Origin of the sequence: Burkholderia sp. BCC0506 (assembly GCF_902833145.1) — a bacterium.
In the GTDB taxonomy this organism is placed as follows: Bacteria; Pseudomonadota; Gammaproteobacteria; order Burkholderiales; family Burkholderiaceae; genus Burkholderia.
The window spans coordinates 1-12,886 of sequence record NZ_CADFEN010000023.1; the positions used below are offsets into that span (position 1 = coordinate 1).

Annotated in this window: 10 protein-coding genes; 5 read left to right on the top strand and 5 right to left on the bottom strand. The window is 66.2% G+C overall.

The window, feature by feature from the left end:
• Positions 1–29 precede the first annotated feature (29 nt).
• The gene (locus HWX62_RS32150; RefSeq protein WP_175933112.1) at positions 30–617 is read right to left on the bottom strand and encodes an SEL1-like repeat protein; all 588 of its coding nucleotides are present in this window, start codon (positions 615–617) and stop codon (positions 30–32) included.
• A gap of 421 nt (positions 618–1,038) precedes the next feature.
• Between HWX62_RS32150 and HWX62_RS32155 the strand changes: the two genes are divergently transcribed.
• From HWX62_RS32155 to HWX62_RS32165, 3 genes are all read left to right on the top strand, one after another.
• Positions 1,039–1,644, top strand: a complete 606-nt coding sequence (locus HWX62_RS32155) for a TetR/AcrR family transcriptional regulator (protein WP_175933113.1) — start codon at positions 1,039–1,041, stop codon at positions 1,642–1,644.
• A gap of 40 nt (positions 1,645–1,684) precedes the next feature.
• Entirely contained in the window at positions 1,685–2,068 is a 384-nt protein-coding gene (locus HWX62_RS32160) for a hypothetical protein (RefSeq protein ID WP_244136130.1), read from the top strand.
• 145 nt (positions 2,069–2,213) lie between these two features.
• Positions 2,214–3,506 (top strand): Nramp family divalent metal transporter, encoded by a 1,293-nt coding sequence (locus HWX62_RS32165; protein WP_175933114.1) that lies wholly within the window; start codon positions 2,214–2,216, stop codon positions 3,504–3,506.
• A gap of 30 nt (positions 3,507–3,536) precedes the next feature.
• Here HWX62_RS32165 and HWX62_RS32170 read toward each other — a convergent pair whose 3' ends face one another.
• On the bottom strand, positions 3,537–4,541 hold the full coding sequence (locus HWX62_RS32170; protein ID WP_175933115.1) for a chemotaxis protein CheB: 1,005 nt from the start codon (positions 4,539–4,541) through the stop codon (positions 3,537–3,539).
• Positions 4,542–4,677: 136 nt separating this feature from the next.
• Positions 4,678–8,826 carry a CheR family methyltransferase gene (locus HWX62_RS32175; protein WP_175933116.1) on the bottom strand — a complete coding sequence of 1,383 codons (4,149 nt, stop codon included), beginning with the start codon at positions 8,824–8,826 and terminating at the stop codon, positions 4,678–4,680.
• A 493-nt stretch (positions 8,827–9,319) separates the two neighbouring features.
• Here HWX62_RS32175 and HWX62_RS33355 point away from each other — a divergent pair, with 493 nt between their 5' ends.
• Together HWX62_RS33355 and HWX62_RS32185 are read left to right on the top strand one after the other, a co-directional pair.
• On the top strand, positions 9,320–9,601 hold the full coding sequence (locus HWX62_RS33355) for a hypothetical protein (RefSeq protein WP_059578822.1): 282 nt from the start codon (positions 9,320–9,322) through the stop codon (positions 9,599–9,601).
• Between the two features lie 289 nt (positions 9,602–9,890).
• A complete protein-coding gene (locus tag HWX62_RS32185; protein ID WP_175933117.1) occupies positions 9,891–10,796 on the top strand; it encodes a manganese catalase family protein in 906 nt (301 codons plus the stop codon).
• Positions 10,797–10,817: 21 nt separating this feature from the next.
• On the opposite strand, the gene HWX62_RS32190 is transcribed toward HWX62_RS32185, so the two are convergent.
• Together HWX62_RS32190 and groL are read right to left on the bottom strand one after the other, a co-directional pair.
• Positions 10,818–11,105 carry a hypothetical protein gene (locus HWX62_RS32190; protein WP_175933118.1) on the bottom strand — a complete coding sequence of 96 codons (288 nt, stop codon included), beginning with the start codon at positions 11,103–11,105 and terminating at the stop codon, positions 10,818–10,820.
• Between the two features lie 116 nt (positions 11,106–11,221).
• Positions 11,222–12,844, bottom strand: a complete 1,623-nt coding sequence (gene groL / locus HWX62_RS32195; RefSeq protein WP_175933119.1) for a chaperonin GroEL — start codon at positions 12,842–12,844, stop codon at positions 11,222–11,224.
• Positions 12,845–12,886: the final 42 nt, after the last annotated feature.

A 12,886-nucleotide genomic window follows, 5' to 3' on the forward strand; every position in this document is an offset into this window, starting at 1 on the left:
CGCGGCTGCCCCCGTTGCCCGATGCCCGGTCAGTAGTACCAGTACGTCTGCTGCCAGACGCCGTAGTACGGATAGCCCGAGTACCAGTAGCCGTAATAAACGTCACGCCACTGCGTGCGCCATTTCCAGTCTTCTTCGTCTTCCTTCTTCGCCTTGCGCGCGAGCTCGAGCAGCTTCTTCGATTCCTTGTCGCCGCGGCCGGCCGCGATCGACAGCCACTTCTCCGCTTCGCGCGCATCCGAGCCCATTTCCTCGAGGCCGAACAGGTAGAAACTGCCGAGCGCCTTCTGCGCGTTCAGGTCGCCGCGCTCGGCGGCCTCGCGCATCCACTTGAGCGCCTGGTAGCTGTCCTGGCGCACGCCGTCGCCGCGGAAATAGCGCAGGCCGAGGTCGTAGGCAGCCTTCGGCTGGGTCTTCGCGGTTTGCTTGAGCGCGGCGATGCGCGGATCCTCGCGGTCTTCCGCGTCGTCCCTTTTTTGATAGGAGACCTGATCTTTAGGTCGATCGGAACATCCTGTGTCGTCGCAGATCCGTACCGTGCCGGCGGTCACCGACGGATCCTGCGCGCACGCGGCCAGCAGCAACAGCAGCCCCGGTGCGAGTAAACGGCGATACATGGGTACTTTCCTCACGTTTCATTGGCGCCGTGTTGCTTCGCGCGTTCGTCCGCGAGCATGCCCCCGGCCGGTGCGGGGCGCCGCGAAGACCGCTCGCCGGCCCGCCCGCATGCCAAGGCTCTCTCAGGTTCTCTTTTCGGCTTGAAACATCGTTGCAGCGTCTGATGCGGCAGACGGCGGAAAACGGGGACACTACCCGCCATTCCGTCTCTTTAACCCACGCAATATCGATCGACGCTTACAGGGTTCAAATGATACATATCGGTCTATCTAATAGTCAAGATAACTTGATAATCCCTCGAAAGCGAATATCGCGGCGGCGGCAATGCCCTCGTCCGGAGCCACGAGGCCGGCTCCATCGCGCAGCCCGATGCTAGAATAATCGGTCTATGCTGCTGAAATATCGAGGAGGAAGCCGTTCGTGCGAGCCAACAAACGCCAGCTGGTGGTAGACAAAGCGACCGAACTGTTCTCGAAGCACGGATTTCACCCGGTGGGCGTGGACTGGATCATCGACGATTCCGGGGTCGCCCGGATGACGCTGTACCGGCATTTTGCGAGCAAGGACGAGCTCATCCGCGAAGTGCTGGTCCAGCGCTACGACCTGATCGTCGGCAGCATCGATGCGCAGTTGCAGCACGTCGTCGATCCGGTCGAGCGCGTCAAGACCATCTTCGACTGGTATGCCGCGTGGTTTCGCACACCGGAATTTGCCGGCTGCCTGTTCGAGCGTGCGCTCGCCGAATTCGGCACCGCTTATGCGCCGATCTCGGATGTCGCGATCCGCTATCGCCGCAAGATGGTCGAATGGATCGCCGAACTGATCGAGGAGGCCCTCGTGCCGGCCGACACCGCCAACCGGCTGGCGACCGTCTTCATGATGCTGCTGGACGGCGCCACGGTCGAAGCGCGGGCGTTCAACGATTCGGCGGCGGCCGCGCGCGCGTGGCAAGCCGCGCATGCCCTTCTCGAACAGGCGATGCACGCGGCGGCACCGCCCGCGGACGGCGCCGGCAACCCGACGTAACGTACGTCGCGCGGCAATCGCATGTGCCGGCTGCAAGCCCGTGAACGTCAGTCGATACGCAATCCGGCAGCGGGACCGGAACGGCCTCACGATCGTTGCGTACACGTCGGAAGACCTGGCGTCGCTCGACAGAACGCCGCGGGCCGACCGCGTCCCTCTCCGCTACGCCGTCACGCCGGTCACCCGCCGCAAGCGATTCGATGCGGGTGCAACCGATATCGAAGACTACCCGTTCTCCGCGCGGCGGCTCGACATCCGCGCCCGCTGCCCGATCCCCACGTCGGCGTTCTGCTCGTCCTGGTTCATTCCGTTCCATGATCGCGCGGGGTGGCATGGCCCGGACTACGTGTCCGGACTCGATGCAAACGAACCGGCGCGCGTGAAGTTGTGCATCGGCGGCGGAAGCATGGCCAGCGCCCGTTGATGTCGAAGGAACACGCGATCAAGGTCGACGCAGGCGATATGGCGAAGCCGAACGGGCCATGATGGACGTGTGGGCCCTCGGCGCGAGACGCCGCTCGGGCAGGCACGGCGATTGCGCCTGCTGCATTCCCGGGAGGCCCGCCATCATGAACGACAACGATTTTCTGCAGCCCGAACCGACGGAACCGGCTCCGAACGCGGTCACGTGGGTGCGGCGTCTCGGCCCCGGCCTGATCACCGGCGCGGCGGACGACGATCCTTCCGGCATCGGCACGTACTCTCAGGCGGGCGCGCAATTCGGCTTCGAACTGCTGTGGGCGCTGCTGCTGACGTACCCGTTGATGACGGCCATCCAGCTGGTCAGCGCGCGAATCGGCCGCGTGACGGGCAAAGGCCTCGCGTCCAACATGCGCGCGCACTACCCGCGTTGGCTGCTGTACGGGACGGTCGTGCTGCTGATCGCGGCCAACGTGATCAACATCGCGGCCGACCTGTCGGCGATGGGCGCGGCCGTCAACTTGCTGCTGCCCGGCCCGCAGCAGCTCTACATCGTGTGCCTCGGCGGCGTGTCGGTCGTGCTGCAGGTTTTCGTCCCCTACGACCGCTACGCGCGCCTGCTCAAATGGACTGCGCTGACGTTGCTGGCCTATGTCGCGGTCGCCCTCATCGTGCCGGTCAACTGGGCCGATGTCGGTCGCGCGATCGTGCAGCCGCATGCGCAGTTGAGCGCCGCTTACCTGACCACGGTCGTCGCCGTGCTCGGCACGACCATCAGCCCGTATCTGTTTTTCTGGCAAGCGTCGCAGGAAGTCGAAGAGTTGCGCGCCGCGCCGAACCAGCGACCGCTGCGGCGCGTACCGCGTCAGGCGCCCGCCCAGTTGCGCCGGATCAACTTCGATACGTGGTTCGGCATGGGCGTCTCGAACGCGATTGCCTTCTTCATCGTGCTGACGGCAGCGGCCACGCTCCACGCGCATCACATCGACGTGAAAACGTCGGCGGATGCCGCGCGGGCGCTCGAGCCGCTCGCCGGTCGCTTCGCGTACGTGCTGTTCGCGCTCGGCATCGTCGGCACCGGCCTGCTGGCGCTGCCGGTGCTCGCGGGATCGGCCGCCTATGCGGCCGCGGGCACGTTCCGCTGGCGCAACAGTCTCGCGCTGCAGTTGGGTGTCGCGCCCGAATTCTATGCGGTGATCGTGTTGGCGATCGTCGGCGGAATCGCGTTTACGTTCACGCATTTCGACCCGATCCGCGCGCTTTACTGGAGCGCCGTCATCAACGGCGTGAGCGCCGTGCCGATCATGGTCGTGATGATGCTGATGGCGAGAAGCAGACGGGTCATGGGCGAGTTTGCCGTCAGAGGCGCGCTTGCGTGGGGCGGATGGATCGCGACGCTCGCGATGGCGATCGCGGCGATGGGCGTGTTCGTGCCGGGATGAAACCGGCAGCGTGGATGCCGCGCGTTGCGCTCACTTCAGTTCGCCGCGGCTTATCGCGGTGCCGACTGCATGGCGCAGCATGTCCGCGAGCCGCTGGTTCTCGTCGATGCGGGCCTGTTCGATCGCGACGTCCTCGGCGTTACCCGTGCGGCGCGCCCATTCCTGGCGCTCGCGCGCAAAAATCATGCGTTCGTGAACCGCGCGGATCGCCGCCCATATCGCATCCTCCGCTGTCCGCGCCTGCGCGTCGCCGAGAGAAAGCGCGGAGAACGCGTGCCCGGTATGGCATCGGTATCGCAACGGACGATCGTCGCGCATGCGCCAGAGCACGCCGTTGCAACTGGGGCACGTGAGCGCCGAACGCGTGCCGATTTCGTCGAGAAGCCCGGGGGCGGCGAGGCCGCCCTCGGCAATCCGGCTCTCGTGATCCAGGTCGCGCAAGTCTGCCATCGTTCGCTGCTCCTTCGCACGTGCGCCATGGACCGCTGCATGGATGGCCCGCGGCAGTTCTCCGGCCCGTGCGACCGCATCGGCGCCCGCCGCGGCCAGCGCGCTGCGCGGCATCGACGGCGCTTCGCATTCGTCGGGATCCTGAACGATACCGTACCCGCCTCTCGCGCGAATCGCCGCGAGGCCGGCCGCGCCGTCATCGAGGTCGCCGCTGAGCACCACCCCGATCGCGCCGGCGCCGTATTCGCGTGCGGCCGACCGGAACAGCGGATCGGCGGCCGGCCGGGCGAAGTTCTCGGCGGCCGTATCGAGCAGCCGGAGATCGCCGTCGCGCACGATCATGTGCCTGTCTGGCGGCGCCACGTAAATTCTGCCGGCTTGCGGCGGTTCCCCGTGTCGCGCCTCGCTTGCATCCAGCCTGCCCCATCGCGACAACAGCTCGGGCAAGATCGTCCGATGTCGACCAATGTGCTGCACGATGCAAATCGGCACCGGAAAATCCGCGGCGATGCCGGCCACCAACGTCCGGAGGACCGGGAGACCGCCTCGGGACGATGCAATGACGACGATATCTCGACGATCCATGGTGCCCCCCCCTTTGCGGACACAGCCGCAAGCCGGGTTCCTGAACCGCGATCCCGTCACGGGCGGTCGCAGACGGCGTAATACGGGTCGAATGGCGGTCACGGCAAAGCGCCGACCGGCAATGCGCGGGCCGTCGCTAGGGCCTGTTCACGTCGCCGAGTGCCGCGAGCAACATCCCGAAATCCAGCGGTTTGGACAGATGGCTGTCGAAACCGGCCTCCGCCGCGGCCCGGACATCGTCCTGGCGATTTCGGCCCGTCAGCGCCACGGTACGGAGATCGGCCCAGCGCGGTTCGGCCTTGACCCGGCGAATCAACTCGTAGCCATCCATGTCGGGAAGCCCGATGTCGGACACGATGGCGTCGACGGGCGTCCCGGGCAGCCTCTCCAGCGCCTCGCCCCCGCTTTCCGCGATCGTGACCACCGCCCCCGCGAGTTCCAGCAACGTCGTGAGCGACAGCGCCGTTTCCCGGTCGTCCTCGACCAGCAGCACGCGAAGGCCGGCGATATTGCCCTCCGGCACGCCGTGGTCGGAAGACACGGCGCGATGGTCCGATGCCGCCGGCAGCCATACCGTCATCGTGGTGCCGGACCCCGGCCCATCGGAGGCCGCGGTGATCCGGCCGCCGTGCATTTCCACGAGCTGCCGAACGAGGGCCAGGCCGATGCCGAGACCGCCCCGGGTCCGGTCGCGCGGCGCTTGCCGGAACATGTCGAAGACATGCGGAAGCGTATCGCCGTCGATTCCCTGCCCGTCGTCGACGACGTCGACACGCAGCATGGTGCCCTCGTGCGCGAGACGCACGACGATCTCGCCGTGCGGCTGCGTGTACTTGAGCGCGTTGGACATCAGGTTCCAGAAGATCTGCTCGCATCGCACCGGATCGGCGAGCGCGATAGCCGGCTCGGCCGGCAACTCCGTTCTCAGCACCAGGCCGCGCGCGTGCACGTCGAACTCGCAGGTGTCCGCGATGCTGCGCAATATCGCCGTCAGGTCGACCCGGTCCAGCTCGAGTGCAAGCTTGCCGGTCTGGATGCGCGACAGGTCGAGCAGATCGTCGATGATCTGGGCCTGGGCGCGCACGGCCTGCCGGATCGAATCCGCGGCTTCCCGCACGGCGGGAATGTCGCGCGTCTCCGGCAGGCGCGGCAGCATTTCCGACTTCACGCCGATCAGGTTGAGCGGATGCCTCAGCTCGTGGGACAGCACGGCGATGAACTCGTCCTTCAGCTGGTTCGAACTGAGCGCCTGCTCGCGTGCCGCCTGTTCCCGCGCGAGCGCTTCGCGATTCGCATCGTCGCTCTGCTTGCGCTGCGTCATGTCGCGCACGATCTTCGCGAAGCCGCTGAACGACGTATCGGAAATCGGCGTGACGACGCCGCTACAGAAGATCCGCCGCCCGTCCTTGGTCCGGTGCCAGCGCTCGTCGTCCGCGCGGCCTTCGCGGGTCGCGACCTCGCGCTCGCGCATCGGCACGAGCGCCTGCCGGTCGTTCGGCTCGTAGATCAGTTCCACGTCCTGACCGATCATCTCGTCTTCCGTATAGCCGAATATGCGTTCCGCACCGGCGTTCCAGCTTACGATGGACCCGTTGCTGTCCTGGATGATGATCGCGTAGTCCTTGGTCGATTGAGCGACCAGACGCAGGCGCTGCTCGCCTGCCCGCGCCGCCTCTTCCGCGTGATGACGGTCGGTGATGTCGATGAGCGTGATCACCGCGCCGTCGATGTGATCGTCGGCCGTCCGATAGGGCAGCAACCGCATCAGGTACCACCGGCCGGCCTCGCTCTCGATCTCGCGCTCGATCAACCGCAGCGACTGGAACGACTGCCGGACATCGTCGGCCAGCGTCGGATACCGCAGCGCGTGGGTGATGTGGAACAGCGACCTGCCCAGGTCCGTATCGATCAGGTTGAAAATCGCGGTGGCGTTGGGCGTAAACCGCTTGACCCGGATTTCCTTGTCGACGAACACGGTCGCGATCTCGCTCGACGCGATGATGTTGTGCAGGTCGTCGTTCGCCTTCGCGGTGTCTTCGATCCTTGCCTGCATTTCGGCATTGGCCGTGGTCAGCTCCTCGTTGACCGATTGCAGTTCTTCCTTGCTGCTTTCCAGCTCCTCGCTCGTGGAGCGCAGCTCTTCGTTGATCGCCTGCAACTCCTCGTTCGACGCCTTCAATTCCTCGACGGACGTTTCGTACTGCTCGATGATCGTCGCGAGTTGCTCGCGGCTGTGCTGCAGCTCCTGTTCGAGCTGCGCCAGAACCGGATCCTGCCCGCTCGTCTCGACCTGGTCCTCGTCGGTCATGCGGCCGGCCACCTCGTCGAACACGACGAGAAGGAATTCCGCATTCGCGACCTTGTCGTGAAACGGCCTGACCGTCATGTTGATCCACGACACGCTGCCGTCGTGGACCCACTTCACCCGGCGCGCCTCCACGCTCATGCCCGTTTGCAGCGCACGGAAAATCGCCGTGCGCAAGTCGAGCCGCAGATCGGGCAGCACCAGCGTCATGATGTTGCTGGACAGTTCGCCGCCGACATGCCTGAGGAACCGGCCGGCGTTATCCGACAGATGAACGACGTTCGATTCCTTGTCGATGATGACGCTCGGCGGCGAATACGTTTCGAGCGCGCGCTGATGGAGCTCCGCATAGGAGAAGTTGCGTTGCGCCGGGCTGGCCGGCACCCGCAGCGGGGGCTGCGGCGCGGCCCGCTCGTCGGTCGCGCCGGATTCGACCTGGAACAGCGGCGGAAAGCCCGTGGCCGGCTTCGCGCGATGCGTGACCACGCGTGCGCGGTAGATCCGGCGTTTCTTGTCCACGACGACAAACAGATCGTCCGCCGCGTCGGCCGATTCCGCGGTGCCGAGGAACAGGTAGCCGTTGGGACGCAACGCGAAATGGAACAGCTCCAGGATTTGCCGCTGCACCGCCCGTTCCAGATAGATCAGCACGTTGCGGCACGAGATCAGGTCGAGATGCGAGAACGGCGGATCGCGCAGCAGGCTGTGCGCGGCGAACAGAATGCGCTCGCGCACCGCCTTGGCGATCACGTAGTGCGCGCCGTCCCGCGTGAAATACCGCTGCAGCAGCGCGGCCGGCACGTCGCTGGCGATCGAAAGCGGGTAGGAGCCCGTTCGCGCACGGACGATCGCCGCTTCATCGATATCGGTCGCGAATACCTGGATGGCCTGGCTCGACATCGCCGCCTCGCGCGCCCGCGTCAGCAACAGCGAGATCGAGTACGCCTCTTCGCCCGTCGCGCATCCGGCCACCCACACGCGCACCTGATCCTCGCCGGACTCCGACGCGAACAACGAGCCGATCACTTCCCGTTCGAGGAAATCGAAGGCCTCGCGATCGCGGAAGAACTGGGTCACGCCGATCAGCATGTCCGCCAGCAGCGCGTTCGCTTCTTCGGGCGCGGCCCGCAGGAAATCCCGGTACGCGAGCAGATCGCGTTGCCCGTTGACCTGCATGCGCCGCTCGATGCGCCTCAGCACGGTCGCCCGCTTGTACAGCCGGAAATCGTGGCCGGTGCGCACCCGCAGGTGCATCAGAATGTCGGACAGCGCCCGCTCGGGATCGTTGACCGTCGGCCGATCGACGCTGTGCAGCGACTGCGCGAATTCGAGGCCTTGCTGTTCGATGCGGCGCGCATTCGACCAGAGTTCGAGCAACCGTTGCGGCATCTCGGCCGCCGGCAGCACGATATCGACACGCGCGAGGGCAATCGCGTGCTGCGGCATCTCCGCGTACTCGGCGTCATCTGGCGTCTGCGCGAGCGTGATGCCGCCTGCCTCCTTGATGCGGCTCAAGCCCGCCGCGCCGTCGGAGCCGGTGCCGGACATCACGATGCCGATCGCGCGCCAGTCGTGCGCGTCCGCCAGCGTCCGGAAGAAGTGGTCGATCGTGAACGGGACTTCGTCGGACGGATCCCGACCGTGGCAGCGCAGGCAACCGTCCGACATCTCGAGTTGCATGCCCGGTGCGATCACGTAGATATGGTTTTTTTCGATCGGTACCGTGGACGTCACCTGATGCACCGGCATGCCCGTCGTGCGCTGCAGGACCGCGTCCATATGACTGACCTGTTCCGGCGCGAGATGGACGACGACGACGAACGCCATGTCCATGCCCGTCGGCGCGCTCTCGAAAAAGGTCTGCAAGGCCGTCGTGCCGCCTGCCGACGCACCGATGCCCACTACCGGAAACGACAGATCGCTCTTCAACGTGGCGGGTGACGGAGGCCGCTCCTTGTGCGCAGGCGCTTGCCGTGCCATTGAATTCTCCTGATGGTGTTGCGGGGCGTCGTGTGCCGGCCGCCGATCGATACCGGGTCGCATCGCCCTCGTCCGGTCATCCCATGATCGCGCTCACGATACTTCCCTCTGTGCTTCCGTGCGCATTGTACGGCACCGCCAGGCGCGCGACCGCCCCCTGACGGGAGGCTGCGATCGCGGCCAGGATGTCGCGCACGGACCATCGCGCCCACGCACGGAGGCGTCACCGGAACGTCATCCGTGCCGACATACTCTGCTCCTCGGTGCGCGAAAACGCGATGCTTCCCTCGAACGAGACCGGGAACGAATCATGCTCCTGCGTCGACCAGCCGGATCCAATTTATTTTCTTTGACGAATGCCGGATTACCGGCGAATATTCGCGTCGATCAAGCGGTGAGTACCGCTCAAAACAAGACCAGACAATGCTCGCTCATGCAGTCGGGGACGTTACGCTGCTTCGCCAACAGATACGTGATCGAAGGGGAAGAAGAAATGACGCCGTTTTCCCAGGATGTGAGCATCAAGCAAACCGCTGCCGTCTCCAAGGCAGCCACGCCGTCGCCCGTTTTCTGGAAAGCGGGGCCGCTCGTCGAAGCCGCGCCGCCCGAGCCCAAATCCGCGACGCCGGACCTGCGCGATTTCTTCGCCGCCGCCGCGCTGCAAGGATTGCTGTCGCGCGACGCCGGGCGCAACGTGTCGACGATCGCCGACTACGAATCGAAGCGCGCGGTGAGCGCCTATCGCCTCGCGGACGAAATGCTGAAAGCGCGATGACCCGGCGGGCCGGCCGGCGCCGGTCGACCTGTCGGCAAAACGCCCTTCACCGCCACCGCGACGGACAGCACGACCTGTGCTGATCGCGAGCACCGACATCGAATCGCGCGCGTTCCGACGACGAACGCGACCGACATCGTGCCGGGCCGTCGTGCGGACAAATGACAACCGCTTGAAAATCCGGCAACGGCCGGCATCGCGCATACGCGGAATCTTCCGGCCGGCCACGGGATCGATTCATGCTGGTTCGACACGGCGAATCCCGCGCAACCCTTTCCACGGAGATGCCATGTTCATCCACAACACACGGCTTCAGTACACGGTGCGTGTCGGCGCGCCGAATCCCGGGCTCGCCAACCTGCTGCTCGAGCAGTTCGGCGGCCCGCAGGGCGAACTCGCCGCCGCGATGCGCTATTTCACGCAGGCGATCACCGAGGAAGACCCCGGCCGCAAGGACATGCTGCTCGATATCGCGACCGAGGAGTTGAGCCACCTCGAAGTGATTGGCTCGATGGCCGCGATGCTCAACCGCGGCGCCAAGGGCGAACTGGCCGAAGCGGTCGACGAACAGGCCGAGCTGTACCGCAAGCTGCACGGCGCGGGCAACGACAGCCACGTGACCCAGGTGCTGTACGGCGCGGGCGCGCCGTTGACCAATTCGGGCGGCGTGCCGTGGTCGGCCGCGTACATCGACACCATCGGCGAACCGACGGCCGACCTGCGCTCGAACATCGCGGCCGAGGCACGCGCGAAGATCATCTACGAGCGGCTGATCAACGTGACCGACGACCCGGATATTCGCGACGCGCTCGGCTTCCTGATGACGCGCGAGGTGTCGCACCAGATGTCGTTCGAGAAGGCGCTGTACGCGATCACCGCGAACTTCCCGCCGGGCAAGCTGCCGCCGAAGGCGCCGTACGATCACGTGTACTTCCGGATGCAGCCGGACGCGGCGCCGCTGGTCGGACCGTGGAACCACGGCGGCGAACTCGAAATCCGCCCCGCCGAGCCGGCGGTCGATGGCGGCAGCGGAATTCCGGAAGGCATGCTCGACGCGCAGCAGGCGCAGGCCATCGAAGCGATGGCGCAGCGACTCGCATCCGATCCGAACAGCGACCCGGTGACGGGTGCCGAACTCGGCGCGGGCCCGCCGGCCCCTCAGGGCGGCAAGCCGGGCAAGCCGGACGGTGCCTGAACGGACGCCCGCCGGCGCGTATCACGCGCCCGTTTCCCCCGGCCCGGTCTGGTCACCCTGGTCCGCCATCAGATACTGGATGACCAGCGTCGGGTCGGCGATGTCGAGAATCAGGCGGCGCATCACGCGCTTGCGCATATGGTCGTCATCCAGCGTCCACGGCCCCGCCGCGTCGCCGAGGTAGCGGCCGATCGTGCCGCGATGGTCGCCGTCCGGAGACAGGCCGAGCCGCGCGGCGAGCAGGCCGGCGATGACGTCGTCGAGTTCGACGCTCAGCGGCCTGGAATCGATCGAGAGTTCGAGCTTCATGGTCGGTCTCGCAAACACGAAAAAGCGGCGCGGCGCGCCCCCACTGTCGCGCGCGCCGGCAAAAGCCGCTCCGGCCAGCGGCTGTTCGGCGATCGCAGGCGAGCCTGCGACGCAGGTCAGTAGCCGAGTTCGGGCGCGGGGGCCGACTCGGCGCTGTCCTCTTTCGGCGCTTGCGCGACGGTCGCATCGGTCGTCAGCACCAGGCTCGCGATCGACGCGGCGTTCTGCAGCGCGGTACGCGTGACCTTGGTCGGGTCGACCACGCCTGCATCCACCAGATCGCCGTACTCGCCGGTCGCCGCGTTGTAGCCGAAATTCCCCTTGCCTTCGAGCACCTTCGAGACCACGACCGACGGTTCGTCGCCCGCGTTGGCCGCGATGACGCGCAGCGGCGCCTCCAGCGCGCGCAGCACGATCCGGATGCCGGCGTCCTGATCCGCATTCGCGCCCCGGATGTCCGACAGCGCCGCGCGCGCACGCAGCAGCGCGACGCCGCCGCCCGGCACGATGCCCTCCTCGACCGCTGCACGCGTCGCATGCAGCGCATCGTCGACACGGTCCTTCTTCTCCTTCATTTCGACCTCGGTGACCGCGCCGACCTTGATCACCGCCACGCCGCCCGCGAGCTTCGCGACACGCTCCTGCAGCTTTTCGCGATCGTAGTCGCTCGTCGCTTCGTCGATCTGCACGCGAATCGACTTCACGCGCGCCTCGATACGTGCCGCATCGCCCGCGCCGTCGATGATGATCGTATCGTCCTTGCGCACCTCGACACGCTTCGCACTACCGAGATCCTCGAGCGTGGCCTTGTCGAGCTGCTTGCCGGTTTCCTCCGAGATGACCGTCGCGCCGGTCAGGATCGCGAGATCCTCCAGCATGGCCTTGCGCCGGTCGCCGAAGCCCGGCGCCTTGACGGCGGCCACCTTCAGGATGCCGCGCATCGAGTTCACGACGAGCGTCGCGAGCGCTTCGGCCTCGACGTCCTCCGCCACGATCAGCAGCGGCTTGCCGGCCTTGGACGCCGCTTCGAGGATCGGCAGGAGGTCGCGGACACTGGAGATCTTCTTGTCGTGCAGCAGAATCAGCGCGTCGTCGAGATAGGCCGCCTGCTTCGCCGGATCGTTGATGAAGTACGGGCTCACGTAGCCGCGATCGAACTGCATGCCTTCGACCACGTCGAGTTCGTTCTCGAGCGACTTGCCGTCCTCGACGGTGATCACGCCGTCCTTGCCGACCTTCTCCATCGCATCGGCAATGATCTTGCCGATCGCCTCGTCCGAGTTCGCGGAAATCGCGCCGACCTGCGCGATTTCCTTGTGCGTCGAAATCGGCCGGGACAGCTTGCGCAGCTCGTCGAGCACCGCGCCGACCGCCTTGTCGATGCCGCGTTTCAGATCCATCGGATTCATGCCGGCCGCGACGTGCTTCATGCCTTCCTGCACGATCGCCTGCGCGAGCACGGTGGCCGTGGTCGTCCCGTCGCCGGCCACGTCGGCCGTCTTGGACGCGACCTGCTTGACGATCTGCGCACCCATGTTCTCGAAGCGGTCCTTCAGCTCGATTTCCTTCGCGACCGACACGCCGTCCTTCGTGATCACGGGCGCGCCGAAGCCGCGTTCGATCACGACGTTGCGGCCCTTCGGCCCGAGCGTCACCTTCACCGCGTCGGCCAGCACGTTCACGCCCTTGACGATCTGCTGGCGTGCGCCGTCGCGGAATTTCACGTCTTTTGCACTCATTTTTCTTGCTCCGGATACAGTCGTTGAACGGGATGCCGCGCG